16 protein-coding genes and 1 riboswitch are annotated in these 15,545 nt (G+C 36.4%); of the genes, 4 read left to right on the top strand and 12 right to left on the bottom strand.

Annotated features, from left to right (window positions below; translation table 11 throughout):
* Nucleotides 1-96: 96 nt before the first annotated feature.
* The 7 genes from gabT to DN410_RS08540 all read right to left on the bottom strand — a co-directional run bounded on the left by gabT (nucleotide 97) and on the right by DN410_RS08540 (nucleotide 7,438).
* Nucleotides 97-1,461 (bottom strand): 4-aminobutyrate--2-oxoglutarate transaminase, encoded by a 1,365-nt coding sequence (gene gabT, locus DN410_RS08570; RefSeq protein ID WP_179958593.1) that lies wholly within the window; start codon nucleotides 1,459-1,461, stop codon nucleotides 97-99.
* 131 nt (nucleotides 1,462-1,592) lie between these two features.
* Nucleotides 1,593-2,339 (bottom strand): HAD family hydrolase, encoded by a 747-nt coding sequence (locus DN410_RS08565; protein WP_149176156.1) that lies wholly within the window; start codon nucleotides 2,337-2,339, stop codon nucleotides 1,593-1,595.
* Nucleotides 2,340-2,477: 138 nt separating this feature from the next.
* Nucleotides 2,478-3,383 (bottom strand): diacylglycerol kinase, encoded by a 906-nt coding sequence (locus DN410_RS08560; protein WP_098663415.1) that lies wholly within the window; start codon nucleotides 3,381-3,383, stop codon nucleotides 2,478-2,480.
* A 472-nt stretch (nucleotides 3,384-3,855) separates the two neighbouring features.
* Nucleotides 3,856-5,283, bottom strand: coding sequence for an Asp-tRNA(Asn)/Glu-tRNA(Gln) amidotransferase subunit GatB (gene gatB / locus DN410_RS08555; RefSeq protein WP_001047680.1), 1,428 nt, complete (start codon nucleotides 5,281-5,283; stop codon nucleotides 3,856-3,858).
* A 14-nt stretch (nucleotides 5,284-5,297) separates the two neighbouring features.
* A complete protein-coding gene (gatA, locus tag DN410_RS08550) occupies nucleotides 5,298-6,755 on the bottom strand; it encodes an Asp-tRNA(Asn)/Glu-tRNA(Gln) amidotransferase subunit GatA (RefSeq protein WP_000051441.1) in 1,458 nt (485 codons plus the stop codon).
* A gap of 14 nt (nucleotides 6,756-6,769) precedes the next feature.
* A complete protein-coding gene (gene gatC, locus DN410_RS08545; RefSeq protein ID WP_071729694.1) occupies nucleotides 6,770-7,060 on the bottom strand; it encodes an Asp-tRNA(Asn)/Glu-tRNA(Gln) amidotransferase subunit GatC in 291 nt (96 codons plus the stop codon).
* Nucleotides 7,061-7,201: 141 nt separating this feature from the next.
* Nucleotides 7,202-7,438 (bottom strand): YiaA/YiaB family inner membrane protein, encoded by a 237-nt coding sequence (locus tag DN410_RS08540; RefSeq protein ID WP_001254393.1) that lies wholly within the window; start codon nucleotides 7,436-7,438, stop codon nucleotides 7,202-7,204.
* A 231-nt stretch (nucleotides 7,439-7,669) separates the two neighbouring features.
* Here DN410_RS08540 and DN410_RS08535 point away from each other — a divergent pair, with 231 nt between their 5' ends.
* The 3 genes from DN410_RS08535 to DN410_RS08525 all read left to right on the top strand — a co-directional run bounded on the left by DN410_RS08535 (nucleotide 7,670) and on the right by DN410_RS08525 (nucleotide 9,594).
* Entirely contained in the window at nucleotides 7,670-8,152 is a 483-nt protein-coding gene (locus DN410_RS08535; protein ID WP_149176155.1) for a MarR family winged helix-turn-helix transcriptional regulator, read from the top strand.
* A 76-nt stretch (nucleotides 8,153-8,228) separates the two neighbouring features.
* On the top strand, nucleotides 8,229-9,410 hold the full coding sequence (locus tag DN410_RS08530; RefSeq protein ID WP_179958592.1) for an ArsA family ATPase: 1,182 nt from the start codon (nucleotides 8,229-8,231) through the stop codon (nucleotides 9,408-9,410).
* Nucleotides 9,403-9,594: a DUF3926 domain-containing protein gene (locus DN410_RS08525; protein WP_149176154.1), complete on the top strand. Its 192-nt coding sequence runs from the start codon at nucleotides 9,403-9,405 to the stop codon at nucleotides 9,592-9,594. The genes DN410_RS08530 and DN410_RS08525 overlap by 8 nt, the downstream gene beginning before the upstream one ends.
* Before the next feature lie 174 nt (nucleotides 9,595-9,768).
* On the opposite strand, the gene DN410_RS08520 is transcribed toward DN410_RS08525, so the two are convergent.
* The 3 genes from DN410_RS08520 to DN410_RS08510 are packed head-to-tail and all read right to left on the bottom strand — an operon-like array spanning nucleotide 9,769 to nucleotide 12,319.
* Nucleotides 9,769-10,623, bottom strand: coding sequence for a MetQ/NlpA family ABC transporter substrate-binding protein (locus DN410_RS08520; RefSeq protein ID WP_149176153.1), 855 nt, complete (start codon nucleotides 10,621-10,623; stop codon nucleotides 9,769-9,771).
* A gap of 21 nt (nucleotides 10,624-10,644) precedes the next feature.
* Nucleotides 10,645-11,310, bottom strand: a complete 666-nt coding sequence (locus DN410_RS08515; RefSeq protein ID WP_016107417.1) for a methionine ABC transporter permease — start codon at nucleotides 11,308-11,310, stop codon at nucleotides 10,645-10,647.
* Entirely contained in the window at nucleotides 11,300-12,319 is a 1,020-nt protein-coding gene (locus DN410_RS08510; protein WP_149176152.1) for a methionine ABC transporter ATP-binding protein, read from the bottom strand. The genes DN410_RS08515 and DN410_RS08510 overlap by 11 nt, the downstream gene beginning before the upstream one ends.
* 123 nt (nucleotides 12,320-12,442) lie before the next feature.
* A riboswitch (SAM riboswitch) is annotated at nucleotides 12,443-12,547 on the bottom strand.
* A gap of 242 nt (nucleotides 12,548-12,789) precedes the next feature.
* Between DN410_RS08510 and DN410_RS08505 the strand changes: the two genes are divergently transcribed.
* On the top strand, nucleotides 12,790-13,353 hold the full coding sequence (locus tag DN410_RS08505) for a cysteine hydrolase family protein (RefSeq protein ID WP_149176151.1): 564 nt from the start codon (nucleotides 12,790-12,792) through the stop codon (nucleotides 13,351-13,353).
* Between the two features lie 231 nt (nucleotides 13,354-13,584).
* On the opposite strand, the gene DN410_RS27875 is transcribed toward DN410_RS08505, so the two are convergent.
* Nucleotides 13,585-13,743: a hypothetical protein gene (locus DN410_RS27875; protein WP_218947468.1), complete on the bottom strand. Its 159-nt coding sequence runs from the start codon at nucleotides 13,741-13,743 to the stop codon at nucleotides 13,585-13,587.
* 176 nt (nucleotides 13,744-13,919) lie between these two features.
* Complete coding sequence (gene pruA, locus DN410_RS08500; RefSeq protein ID WP_149176150.1) at nucleotides 13,920-15,467, bottom strand: L-glutamate gamma-semialdehyde dehydrogenase; 1,548 nt, start codon at nucleotides 15,465-15,467, stop codon at nucleotides 13,920-13,922.
* Nucleotides 15,468-15,545: the final 78 nt, after the last annotated feature.

Genomic DNA, 15,545 nt, shown 5'->3' with positions numbered 1-15,545 from the left:
AAATCCATCGATTCACTTCATTACCTTTATTATAAAATGAATTTTCTGCATTTTATATAGAGTTAGCTAGAATGTTTGCGATTTATTATTCAGCTTTTACACACGAGCGATATTCGCTTGCTCATAACAAGCTTGTAATGATTCTTCAATAATCGTTAAGCCTTCTTCAAGTTGCTCATCTGTAATAACTAATGGCATTAACACACGAATAACATTTCCATATGTTCCAGCAGATAATAAAAGCAACCCGCGCTTATTTGCTTCTGTACATAAATTAGCTGTTAATACTTTATCTGGCACTTTCGTTTTGCGATCTTGAACGAGTTCAAATGCACACATCGCTCCTAACCCACGTACATCACCGATACAATTATATTTATTTTTCATCTCTTGGAATCGGTTCATTACGACTTTGCCTAATTCTCTCGCTCTATCATTTAACTTCTCTTTTTCTATTACATCAAGTACAGCTAATGCAGCCGCACATCCTAGTGGACTTCCTGCATACGTTCCACCAAGTTCTCCCGGTGCAGACTCATTCATAATTTCTTTACGACCAATGACACCACTTATCGGTACACCAGCACCTAACGATTTAGACACTGTAATTAAATCTGGCACGACATCATAATGATCAATCGCAAAGTATTTTCCTGTACGACTAAAGCCTGTTTGAATTTCATCTGCTACAAATAAGATGCCGTGTTCTGCACAAATATTGCGTACTTCTTGAACAAACTTCTTACTTGGAACGATAAATCCGCCTTCCCCTTGAACAGGTTCCATTACAACAGCTGCAATTGTTTCTGGTGCTACTTCTGATATGAAGAAGTTCTTAAACTCTTCAATGATAAAATCATCATACTGCTCTTCCGTTAACCCTTCTGGACGACGGTATTCATATGGGAATGGCGCTTTATATACTTCTGGAGCAAATGGACCAAATCCAAATTTATATGGTTTTACTTTACTTGTCATCGTCATTGTCATTAATGTACGTCCGTGGAAACCTTTTGAAAACGCAATAATACCAGGTCTTTTCGTATATTTACGAGCAATTTTCACCGCATTTTCAACTGCTTCTGCACCACTATTTAAAAATAGTACTTGCTTATCAAAATTCCCCGGCGCTAACGCGGCAAGCTTTTCTGCTAATTCAATATATGGCTCATACATCATGACATTAAAGCCAGTGTGAATATATTGATCTACTTGTTTATGAAGTGCTTCTTTAACGACTGGGTGACAATGTCCTACGTTAATTGTCCCTATTGCTCCCGCGAAATCAATGTACTGATTACCATCGACGTCTGTTACAAGAGCCCCATTTGCAGACTGTACAAATGTCGGAATGCCATTACTTACTCCTTTTGGTACTATATTTTGGCGGCGCTCTAATAAAGACGCTGCTTTTGGTCCTGGAATTTGTTCATTTACTTTAGCAAATTTTTTTGTGTTCATTGCGTACCCCATCCTTTTCTTTACATTGTTTTCTCTTTTTATTGCAAAATATATGCCAACTTTCTTTTCTAGCATTCATCCTATATTCTTTGTATCTAGGCATAAAAAATAAGTCTTTGTAGACATTTTTCTTACACGTTAGACTTTTCTTGCTCCCAAATAAACTCACCTGAATGAGAAATAAAATCCTCAACAGATTGCACTACTAGATCCGCAAGTGGTTCTAACGTTTGAAGATCTCCCGTACCAGATAGTACGCCAATTGCATAGCAATCGCCACCATTTTTCGCTAAATGTAAATCTGTCGGCGTATCCCCAACGATTGCTACTTCACATGCCTCTAAATGAAACTTCTCACAAAAGGATTCTACAATTCTTTTATCGGGTTTTTGTGCCGGAAATGTATCTGAGGCTACAACATAATCAAAAAAGGTCTCTAATCGATACTGTTTTAAAAATAATTCTGTCGGTGCGAAATCATCAGCTGTAACAACACCTAAAATAAATCCTCTATCCTTTAAACCTTGTAAAATTCTCGGTAAATCTGCTGTCATTTTCATATAGGAACGGTGCTCATACATAAGCGAAAACAATTTTTCACTTACCCACTCATGCATCTCCTCTTCCTTAGATGACGCAATATGCTTACAAAGCCCCTTTGCTACATCAAGGCTTGTTCCAGCCGCTAATGCGCTACTTGGATGAACAAATGTCCCATCCACACCGATCTCCTTTAGTAAAGCCTGTTGCATTGACTCTGGGAGTTGATATAATTTTATACAGTCCGCTACAAGTTCTTCAGCTACTTTTATCCAAATTGAATGAAAATCCATTAATGTCCCATCTTTATCAAATAGTATTGCTTTTACCTTCTCCATAGCATCCTACCTCTCGTTTCTTATCTCCTCCAGTGTACCAATAAAATATGGATATAAAATAAACGAATTGTAAAAATACCATAAAAATCAAACCAACTTCCAATTTACAATTCCTCTATATAAAGAAAAAGGATGCCTTTACAGGGCATCCTCTTGATGTTCAGGAACGAATAATTCGAGACAATGGTACATATTTTCAAATTCCATTGGGGCATCTCCACCATATTCACCGTCTAAATTAATCATTAGTTTATCTGGTGAATGGACTTTAATTCGATTCGCTTGTGTATATAATACTTTCGGATTATTAATATGTTCACCGCGTTGTGCTTGCGTTGCTGCTTTAATTAGATCTGCGATAGACCCCTTTTTCAGTACTAATAAATCAAATAACCCATCGTTAATAGATGCATATGGTGCTACCTTTTCAAATCCACCAACTGAACGAGTATTTGTAATTAAAAACATCGTAATTTCTTCTTGTAGTAACTTCCCATCATACTCGATTTCAACGTATGTTGGATGTAATGACGGTAACATTTCGATTCCTTTTAAATAGTAAGCAAGCTGACCTAATACCGTTTTTAACTTACTTGGTACTTCATATGTTAATTCGGTAATACGACCGCCACCAGCAATATTAATGAAATATGTATCATTTGCTCTACCAAGATCTAAAGGAACTGTTTTCCCTTCACAAATAATATCCGCAGCCTCTTCAATAACACGAGGTACACCGATCGCACGTGCAAAATCATTTGTCGTTCCAACTGGAATAATCCCAAACTTTGGACGGTGCTCATGTCCTACTAAACCATTTACTACTTCATTTAACGTACCGTCACCACCAGCTGCGATAACAACATCAAACTTACGATCCGCAGCTTGCCTCGCTGCCACAGTCGCGTCTCCAGGACCCGTTGTCGCATGACAAGATGCTTCATATCCAGCTTGTTCTAATTTTTGTAATACTTCTGGTAAGCTCTTCTTAAATAGCTCACGCCCAGAAGTAGGATTATAAATAATTCTTGCTCGCTTCATCATTTATTAGCACAGGAAATTTCTTTATTCATTGAAAAAGAACATACCGAAACTCCTTTCAGTATTCCTATGCCTACCTCCTCTCATCTTCCTATCCTACTTTTATCCCTCTCAAACAGGCAGTAAGAACCCGATTCGTGTAGCCCATCAAAAGTAAATATTCATTTCGATGGTTTTGTTTTATTTGACAAAAAAATTTATGCCCATCTATTTCCTCACAACCATTTACATATAACGAATAATAATTATCTATTATTTCACGAGATGAAAAAAACCCCTATGTCTAGATTTATCATTATTCCCACCTTTTTGCAACTATCATACCATAGTCACTATACAAACATTTTTTCACTTTTGACAGTTAATCAAACGTTTGTTTAAACGATTCCGTCTCATTTAAACAAACGTTTGATTAACCTAGAAAAAACACCCATGTGCGGGTGTTTTTCTGCTTAATCTTTAAAAGTTACTACTATTATCGCTTATTAATCTCTTCAAGTAAGATTTTGTTAACAAGCGGTGGATTTGCTTGTCCTTTTGTAGCTTTCATAATTTGACCAACTAAGAAGCCAATCGCACGGTCTTTACCGTTTTTAAAGTCTTCGATAGATTGCTCATTATTATCAAGAATTTCTGTTACAACTTTACGAAGTGTACCCTCGTCAGAAATTTGAACAAGACCTTTCGCTTTAACGATTTCTTCTGGGTCTCCACCTTTTTCAATTAATTCGTTAAATACTTTCTTCGCGATTTTAGAAGAAATTGTACCTTTTTCAATTAATTGAACCATTTTAGATAAACCAGCAGGCGTTAATGCAACGTCTTTTAATTCTTTTTGTTGTTTGTTTAAGTATGCAAGCACTTCACCCATTAACCAGTTTGATGTTAATTTCGCATCAGCACCGTCTGCAACAGTTGCTTCGAAGAAATCAGACATTTCTTTCGTTAATGTTAATACGTGTGCGTCATAAGCTGGTAAGCCTAATTCTGCAACATAGCGAGCTTTACGTGCATCTGGAAGTTCCGGAATAGAAGCACGAACTTCTTCTTTCCACGCATCATCGATGTAAAGTTCAACTAAGTCTGGCTCTGGGAAGTAACGGTAATCGTCAGATCCTTCTTTCACACGCATTAAGATTGTTTTCTTTGTTGCTTCATCATAACGGCGTGTTTCTTGTTGGATGATACCACCAGATAATAATTCTTTTTCTTGGCGTACTTGCTCGTGCTCAAGACCTTTTTGTACGTAAGTGAATGAGTTTAAGTTTTTCAGTTCCGCTTTTGTACCGAACTTCTCTTGTCCAACTGGACGAAGGGAAATGTTCGCATCACAACGTAGAGAACCTTCTTCCATCTTACAATCAGATACACCAGTGTATTGAATGATTGATTTTAATTTCTCTAAATATGCATATGCTTCTTCTGGCGTACGCATATCTGGCTCAGATACGATCTCGATTAAAGGCATACCTTGACGGTTATAGTCTACTAATGAACCATCAGCTGTATGCGTTGATTTACCAGCATCTTCTTCTAAATGAAGACGTGTAATACCGATACGTTTCTTTTTACCGTCTACTTCGATTTCAATCCAACCATTTTCACCGATTGGCTTATCAAATTGAGAGATTTGGTAAGCTTTCGGATTATCTGGATAGAAATAGTTTTTACGGTCGAACTTCGTTTCCGTTGCGATTTCACAGTTTAATGCCATTGCAGCTTTCATTGCAAAGTTAACTGCTTCTTTATTTAAAGTAGGAAGTACCCCTGGGTATCCTAAGTCAATTACACTTGTTTGTGTATTTGGCTCCGCTCCGAATTCTGTTGGACTCGCAGAGAAAATTTTCGAATTTGTTTTTAACTCAACGTGAACCTCTAAACCAATAATTGTTTCTAAATTCATCTATGCTCGCCTCCTTACAGACTTGCTTTTTTTGTATGATAGTCTGTTGCTTGCTCAAACGCATGTGCAACGCGGTAAATTGTCGCTTCATCGAAGTGTTTACCAATGATTTGTAGACCAAGTGGCATGTTGTTAGCACCGAATCCACATGGTACAGAAATCGCTGGAACACCCGCTAAGTTTACTGGGATTGTTAAAATGTCATTTGCATACATTGTCATTGGATCATCAACTTTTTCGCCCACTTTAAATGCAGGAGTTGGCGTTGTTGGTCCAATAATAACATCGTAGTTCGCAAATACATTTTCAAAGTCGTTTTTAATTAATGTACGTACTTGTTGTGCTTTTTTGTAATATGCATCATAGTAACCAGAGCTAAGTGCAAATGTACCAAGCATAATACGACGTTTTACTTCATCACCGAAACCTTCGCTACGTGTGTTTTTGTATAGATCTAATAAATTATTTACATTATCAGAACGAACACCGTAACGTACGCCGTCAAAGCGTGAAAGGTTAGCAGATGCTTCAGAAGAAGATAATAAGTAATACGTTGCTAGAGCGTATTTAGAGTGTGGAAGAGATACTTCTTCCCAAGTTGCGCCCATACCTTCTAATACTTTTAAAGCAGCTAGTACTGACTCACGAGCTTCTTCGCCAACACCTTCGCCTAAGTATTCTTTCGGTACAGCGATGCGTAAACCTTTAACGTCGCCTGTTAAACCTGCTAAATAGTTTCCAACTTCAACATTTGCAGAAGTTGCATCCATACGGTCAATACCTGAAATAGCTTGTAATAAGTATGCATTGTCTTCTACTGTACGTGTAATCGGTCCGATTTGATCAAGTGAAGATGCGAATGCTACTAATCCGTAACGAGATACGCGTCCGTAAGTTGGTTTTAAACCTACAACGCCGCAATATGCAGCTGGCTGACGGATAGAACCACCCGTATCAGAACCTAGAGAGAATAGTACTTCTCCTGCTGCTACAGCTGCTGCAGAACCACCACTAGATCCACCTGGAACGTAATCTAAGTTCCATGGGTTTTTCGTAGCGTAGAATCCTGAGTTTTCATTTGAAGAACCCATTGCGAACTCGTCCATGTTTAATTTACCGATTGTAATTGTGTCAGCAGCTTTTAGCTTTTGCACAACTGTCGCATCATAAATTGGATCGAAGTTTGCTAACATTTTGCTCGCACAAGTCGTACGAAGACCGTTAGTTACAATGTTATCTTTAACACCGATTGGCATACCGAATAATAAACCATTATCTTCAGCACCAATCTTAGCGTCTAATTCTTTCGCTTTCGCACGTGCATTTTCTTCATCTAATGTAAGAAAAGCTTTTACGTTATCTTCAACATCCGCAATACGTTTGTAAGATTCTTCCACTAAATCCGTAACGGAAATTTCTTTGTTGTTTAACTTCTTATGTAACTCTGATACCGAATGATCAAATAATGACATCGAAATTCCCTCCTCTATTCTAATACTGCTGGAACACGGATTTGATTATCTTTGTGATCCGGTGCATTTTTTAATACTTCTTCTACTGGTAAACCTTTTTCTGGTATATCTTCACGCATAACATTTTTCATAGTTAATACATGAGTTGTTGGTTTTACATCTGTTGTATCTAATTCATTTAACTGTTCTGCAAATGTAACAATTGCATCTAGTTGTTTTTGAAATTTTTCTGCTTCTTGATCAGTAATTGCAAGACGTGCTAAATGTGCAACGTGCTTTACATTCTCAACGGAAATTCTTGACACGGCTAGGCCACCTCCATAATATATCGTTCAATCTACAATACTATTGATGATACCAAATTTTCAGTACTTCAAGCAAGTCAACACACGATACTTACAGCATTTTTACATAAAAAAAGAAAGGCAAACGCCTTTCTTTACAATTTACTCTTTATCTAACGGTTTATTTTTCGGAAATCTCTCGTTATCTTCTTCATTATCACGAATTGTTTTTTGTAATACAAAACAAGACATCGTTAAAAATAATGTTCCAATTAAATAGTATCCTTTTACACTAAGCGTTTCATCTAACGTATAAATCCCAATTAGCATACCTGAAAGCGCACAAACAAATGAAGTCCATGCTAAAAACGTGAACGCTTGCGTATTTCGTCTTCTCATCGTTATCCCCCTCGTTAGCTGTACATCCATTATAGATAAGTATATTTATCATGATGGATTTTTATGTAAATTCTAGTTTTATATTTATAAATCTATCATAAAAGGATACTATTTTAAAGTTAGTTTTCTGTCTAATCTGAAAAAACAATTAAAATCATTGACATTTATTTCAATTCTACATAAAATAAAAATAAATATTACGAACCTCGAAATATACGGGAGTGGAATTAATTGTTGCAATACGAACATTTTTTAGACTTACTGCTAGATAACGCCAAGAAACTTTTCTATCCTGAGGAATGGGTAAGCCTAGATTTAACACTTTCTAAAACTGAAGTATTTTGTTTACTTTGGATGGAGCGAAATACAGATATTACAATGACAAAAATCGCTGACCTTCTTGATATACCAATGAGTACAACGACAGGTGTTGTAAATCGCCTTGTAAAAAAGGGATATATTGAAAGGTACCGTGATGAAAACGACCGACGCATTGTATTGATTCGTTTAACAGAAAACGGCGTAATGCTCGTTCACGAAGTAAAACAAAATGCAGCCCATTACTTTAGCCTTGTGACAGAAGCATTATCAGAAGAAGAAAAAGCATTCTTACTACAAATCTTCCAAAAAATCATGAATCACATTGCTACGTCACAGCAAAAAACAGAAGAAAAGGTTTCTACACCTAAAATGAAAAACATTCCGATTGAATAAAACCCTTGCTGGGTTTTTATTCAATTATTTATTTCGGCAATCGTAATATTCGACATTCGAAACAAAGGGGATATGAATGATGAGAATTATTTTGTATACAGGTAAAGGCGGCGTAGGAAAAACTAGCATTTCAGCAGCAACAGCACTTCAAAGTGCAAAACAAGGATTAAAAACTTTAGTAATGAGTACAGATCCTGCTCATAGTTTAGGAGATTCATTTGGTATAAAACTATCTTCTGAGCCTTTAGAGATTCGTAAAAATTTGTGGGCACAAGAAATTAATACGATTTATGAAATGGAAAAGGGCTGGGGAAAATTACAGAAATATATTACACTTCTCTTCACTTCCAAAGCAGCTGATGATATTACAACAGAAGAATTAACGATGTTTCCTGGTATGGAAGATTTAATTAGCTTACTTCGCGTACTCGATTATTATAAACAAAACACATATGATGTTATTATCATTGATTGTGCTCCAACAGGAGAAACATTAGCAATGCTCAGTTTTCCAGACATGCTCGGCTGGTGGATGGAAAAACTCTTTCCTATTAAAAGAAAAGTTTTAAAAGTTGTTCGCCCTGTAGCCCAACCACTTCTTGGTGTCCCCCTTCCAACCGATGATATTATGGACGAATTAACAAATACACTTGAACAGCTCGGAGAAATGAGAGATATTTTATCAAACCGAGAAGTAACAAGTATCCGCATCGTTGTAAATCCTGAAAAAATGGTCATTAAAGAAGCACAGCGCAGCTTTACGTATTTAAATTTATACGATTATAACGTAGATGCCATTATGATTAACCGTGTCATCCCTAACACTGTCACCGATCCTTATTTTCAAGCATGGAAAGATACGCAAAAGAAATATAAAACATTAATTCAAGATAGTTTTGATCCACTTCCTATTTACGAAGCTCCAATGTTTGAACAAGAAGTTGTTGGTTTACCTATGTTAGAGCGTGTAGGAGGCGCTTTATTCAAATCAGATTCTTCTCCTACGGAAGTGAAATTTAACGGCCGCACACAATATGTAAAAAAGGATGGCGATGAGTATATTTTCGTTCTGTCCATTCCCTTCTCAAACAAAAGCGAGCTAGCATTAAATCAAAAAGGTGATGAGCTTATTATTCGGGCTGGGTCTGTGAAGCGAAATATCACATTACCAAAAACATTAACCCACCTTTCTATCCAAGGAGCAAAGTTTGAAGATGATGTACTTAACATTCGGTTTGGAGGTGTAGTGCATGCATGAAGAACTACTAAGGAAGGTAATCCGTACAAAAATAAAATTCGGTATGCATATATTAGAAGAGTTACCTGCCCCAATTCAGCAATCAGCTAAGCAAATGCTAAATATTTTACAAGAGGAGCTAGCTGCTTATCCGAAAGAACAAGGACATCATGAAGATAATTTAAAAAGTATTATAATCGAATAACCACAAAAAATAGACCAGGAAAACTCCTGGTCCATCACTCTACTTAACAAACATTGGATTCTACGTTATACAAAATTGGAAGGTACAGAATTAGGGTTTGTTTGTTAAGCAGATTATATGTTGAACGAACTAACAGCGGAGGGGTTCCTTCTGCTAGTCCGTTAAACTCAATCATTATTTTACGATTTTTTCAAGCTCATCAAGTGAAAGATCTACTGAAATGGAACCATCATTTGTTTCTTTCTTAATTGCGTCTGTTACTTCTTTTGAATGATATAGTTCAATTACTTTTTTCAGTGTTGGATCATCTTTATCTTTCGTACGAGCTGCGAAAATATTAATATATGGTTTCGCATTTTCATTCTTTGGATCTTCTAAGAAAATTGGATCCTTCGCTGGATCTAATCCAGCTTGACCAGCAACACCGTTATTAATAACTGAAGCTGCTACATCTTTTAATACACGAGGTGTTTGCTGTGCGATAACCGGTGTAATTTTTAACTTCTTCGGATTTTCAGCAATGCCGCTTGGATCTCCAAATAAGCCAAAGTCTTTCTTAAGCTTTAATAAACCTGCTGCATCAAGAAGTTTTAATGCACGTGCTTGGTTCGTTGGATCATTCGGAATCGCAATTTCTGAACCATCTGGAATTTCATTTGCTTTCTTATGTTTTTCAGAGTATAAACCCATTGGTGCAATTTGTGTTGTACCAACAGCTGTAATATCTAATTTATGCTCCTTCTTAAATTGCTCTAAGAATGCAATATGCTGGAATGAGTTTAATTCAATATCTCCATCAGCTAACGCTTTATTTGGTGTTGTGTAATCAGAGAACTCAACCAGTTTAATTTTAATTCCTTCTTTTTCAGCTTTTCTCTTCAAAATTTCCCAAGCGTCTCCATCCGTTCCAGTTACACCGACGCGAACTACTTTTTCTTTCGCCCCTGCCCCCGTGTCTCCACTTGAGCAGCCACTTAATGCTGAAATCCCTACAATCGCTGATAATGCAAATGCTAAAATTTTCTTCATTTTCTTTTCCCCTCTTCCTTTTTATGATCTGCGTAAAAAGACTTTCGCAAAGTAGTTTCCTAAATTTTGAGCTATCTGCACGAGAATAATAAGTAAAACGACCGTTACGAACATAACTGATGTATCAAAGCGTTGATAACCATATGTCATTGCTAAGTCACCAAGACCACCGCCGCCGACAAGCCCAGCAACTGCTGAAAATTCAATTAGACCAACTGTCATAAACGTGACCCCTAAGATTAATGGTGCTAACGCTTCTGGCACGAGAATTTCAAAAACAATTCTAAGTGGTGAAGCACCCATCGCTTGCGCTGCTTCAATTACCCCTTTCGGAACAGAAACAAGGTTTGTTTCAACCATTCTAGCAATACCAATTGATGCAACTAACGTCATTGGAAAGATCGCTGCTGCTGTTCCAATTGTCGTTCCGATAACACTTCTTGTTAGCGGGCTTAAAGCTACTAAAAAGATAATAAATGGAACTGGACGAATTGTATTAATAATGACATTAAGAATTGAAAAGACCCATTTATTCTCTAAAAAGTTTCCTTTACGCGTTACATATAAAAGTAAACCTAGAGGTATACCAAGAATTGTAGCAAATATAAGGGTTACAATTACCATTAAGAGGGTATCCCCCGTCGCATCTAATATACGAGGCCAAAATATACTCCAATCAACTCGCATGAGCTTCTACCTCCTTCAGCTGCACTTGCAGTCTTAGATGTTGTAATGCTTTTTGGATTTCCTTCTGCTCACCTTGCAGCTCTACAAGTAGATTTCCAAATAGCACATTTTGAAGTTCAATAATATTTCCGTACAGTACATTTACATCGACGTTATAATTTTTTGCGATATATGATAGTACCGGCTGTCCTGTCTCCTCACCAGTAAAAGTTAAGCGGTAAATCTGTCCACCATTTTGAATTTTCGCTAGAACACTTTCTGGTAAATGATCATTAATAACAGAACGTACAAAGTTTTGAGTCGTTTTTGTTTTTGGTTGTGTGAACACGTCAAACAGTTTTCCTTCTTCAATTACTTTTCCTTTTTCCATTACAGCTACACGGTGACAAATTTCTTTCACAACGTGCATTTCATGTGTAATAAGAAGAATCGTTAAATTGTACTCTCTATTTACCTTCTTTAATAAGTTCAAAATCTCTGTCGTTGTTTCTGGGTCTAAAGCTGATGTTGCCTCATCACATATAAGGATATCTGGTGATGTCGCCAGCGCTCTTGCAATCCCAACACGTTGCTTTTGTCCGCCCGATAATTGCTCTGGATAATAGTTTGCTTTATCTTCTAATCCTACAAATTTCAACAGTTCATTTACTCTTTCTTTTATTTCATTCTTCGGTACTTTCGCTAACTTTAGTGGGTAAGCAATATTCCCAAACACTGTTCTTGAATTAAATAAATTAAAACTTTGAAAAATCATTCCGATTCTCTGTCTTAGCCTCCGTAAATCTTTCGTCGATAATGATGTAATATCTTTATCATCTATTGAAATCGTTCCTGCCGTTGGTCTCTCTAACATATTTACTAAGCGTAACAATGTACTCTTTCCAGCGCCACTAAAACCGATAATACCAAAAATTTCACCTTTCTCAACGGATAATGTTACATCCTCCACTGCATGAACAGATTGCCCACCAGATTCATACACTTTACTTACATTGTTAAAAGAAATCATTTTTTCCCCTCCTATATGCTGTAAAAACTTGAAGTAGCGCTTTCGAGGTAAAATAAAAAGTGCTCTCCTTCTTATCAACCATAAAGATAAGAAGGAGAGCACTTATATGTACTCGGTCACATCTTCTCATCTTCCAAGCCTATAAAGACTTGCTGGAGTTAGCACGGTATTAAAAAACCCGTTGCTGAGGTATCGTAGGGCCAGTCCCTCCACCTCTCTGGATAAGAATGTATCGATTTAATTGTCATTTAATTAATTCTCATTATAGAACTCAGAATAATAAGAGTCAATATATTTTTTAGAAAAATATCAATTATTTCTTTATTATAATTTTTAAATAAAAAATCTTAATAACATCGTACTTTTTAAAGTTATTTTTAATTTTCCTCTCTCATATTTTAAAAAAGGAGATTCTTCTCTACGAATTGAATAACATTATTTGAATATGAAACTTGGAGGAAGATAAATATATGAAAACAGCTCTTTTACTCGTTGATATTCAAAATGATTATTTTCCACATGGAAAGATGGAATTGCGTAATCCGGTAGAAGCAAGTGAATATGCTAGTCAACTACTCCAGTACTTTAGAAAGGACAACACACCTATTTTTCATATCCAACATGTAGCTATGAAAGATGACGCTACTTTTTTTCTACCAAATACAGCAGGTGTACATATTCATGAAAATGTTCGTCCGCTTAGAGAAGAAACGGTTATACTCAAGCACTACCCAAATAGCTTTCGAGAAACTAATCTTCTAGAGCAATTACAACGTTTAGACATTAAACACGTCGTCATATGTGGGATGATGACCCATATGTGTATTGATGCTACCGTAAGGGCTGCCTTTGATTTCGGCTTGCAATGTACTGTTATACACGATGCTTGTGCTACAAAAGATCTTTCTTTTAAAAATGCTACTATACCAGCCGTTTATATTCACAATACAATTTTAGCTAGTTTAAATGGAGTATATGCAAATGTAATGAGTACAGAGGAGTTTTTAGCTACAAAAAAACACCCTCTTCAGTGAGCAAAACCGAAAAGAGTGTTTCTTGTCAAACCATAGATTTTCTTTCAAATTGTATTATACAGGAAATCCTTAAAATGAATACTAAAAAATGTGACTAATAAGTCAACTTTTCTCGTTGTTTTATTTCTATTTTCATGTTTATCCCGCTATTAATAGCGGTTTAGCTATTTCCACTTGCAGAAAGGTAATATATGGTAATTGTTTCTAATTCAAATTAACTAGTCTTTCCTATTACTTATCTGTTTGTTCTTGTTTCTTTTTCAAATACTCCGCACGCAATTTTTCAATTTGCTGCTTTTTATCAAATTTGACAGGTGTCTGTTTTTCATGAAACTTTGCAACAGCTACCTGGCCTTTGTAATCCAATTGATATTTTCCCACTTTGTTCACCTACTTTTCTTGTCTTTAAAGAGAATCTATCCAACAAATATAATATACCTTATTTTACTGAAATAAACCTTATTACTTAATTAGTTTTTCTACTGATATCTATCTTAATCCACATATAGAAAGTTTTTCAAAAAAAAGAGATCTTCGCAGACTGCGAAGATCTCTTCTACTATTTCTTATAAAGTTTCAGAAGTAGTTTTTGCTTGCATGTGAAGTGCTAAGTAGTCAGGGCCACCAGCTTTAGAGTCTGTACCAGACATGTTAAAGCCACCGAATGGTTGGTAACCTACGATTGCACCAGTACATCCACGGTTGAAGTATAAGTTACCTACGTGGAAGTCTTCACGTGCTTTTTCAATATGTTCACGGTTGTTAGTAACAACAGCACCTGTTAAACCGTATTCTGTATTGTTTGCAATTGCAAGTGCATGATCAAAGTCTTTTGCTTTACAGAATGCTACTACTGGTCCGAAGATTTCTTCTTTCATTAAGCGAGCATCTTCTGCAACGTCAGCAACGATTGTTGGTTGGATGAACCAGCCTTTAGAATCGTCTCCTTCGCCACCTGTTAAGATTCTACCTTCTTCTTTACCAATTGCAACATAGCTCATTACTTTATCAAATGCAGCTTGGTCATTAACAGGACCCATGTTTGTACCTAATACAGCTGGGTTATCAACTGTTAATTCTTTTGTTAATTCAACTGCACGATTTAATACGTGATCGTATACATCTTCGTGGATTACTGCACGAGAACATGCAGAACATTTTTGTCCTGAGAATCCGAATGCTGATGCAACGATAGATTTAGCAGCTAATTCAAGATCAGCTTCTTTATCAACAACGATTGTATCTTTACCGCCCATTTCAGCGATAACACGTTTTAACCAGATTTGTCCTGGGTTTACTTTCGCTGCGCGCTCATAAATACGGATACCTACATCGCGAGATCCAGTGAAACTAATGAAGCGTGTACGAGGATGATCTACTAAGTAGTCACCAACTTCAGAACCGTTACCTGGAACGAAGTTTACTACGCCAGCTGGTAAACCAGCTTCTTCTAATACTTCCATGAATTTCGCTGCTACTACAGGAGTTGTACTAGCTGGTTTTAGTAATACTGTATTCCCAGAAACTAAAGCAGCTGTTGTCATACCTGCCATAATTGCGAATGGGAAGTTCCAAGGAGAAATGATAACACCTACTCCTAATGGAATGTAAGAGAAACGATTATATTCAATTGGACGGCTTTCTACTGGAATACCGTCTTTTAATTTCAACATTTGACGAGCATAATATTCCATAAAGTCGATTGCTTCTGCTGTATCAGCATCTGCTTCATTCCATGGTTTACCTGCTTCTTTTACAAGAATAGCAGAGAATTCATGTTTTCTACGACGAACGATTGCTGCAGCACGGAATAAAATGTCTGCACGCATTTCTGGTTTTGACTTTCTCCAAGTTTGGAATGTTTCATCCGCTACTTGCATTGCTTTTTCAGCTAATTCACGGCTTGCTTTTGAAACGCGACCAACAAGTTCCTCTTTATTTGCAGGGTTTACAGAAACAATTTTGTCTTCTGTAGTGATTTTTTCTCCCCCAATAATTAATGGATAGTCTTGTCCAAGATAAGATTCTACTTTCTTTAAACCTTCTTCAAACGCTAATTTGTTCGCCTCTACTGAAAAATCTGTAAATGGCTCATGTTTGTATGCTACTACCATCCTTTTAGCCTCCCCTTAGAAAAACGTTTACATTTTACAACATTATTCTACACGATAATTTAGATTTATTCAAATATT

This window comes from Bacillus sp. SH5-2, assembly GCF_008368905.1.
Taxonomy (GTDB): domain Bacteria; phylum Bacillota; class Bacilli; order Bacillales; family Bacillaceae_G; genus Bacillus_A; species Bacillus_A luti.
This window is presented reverse-complemented; position numbering and strand designations above follow the sequence as displayed.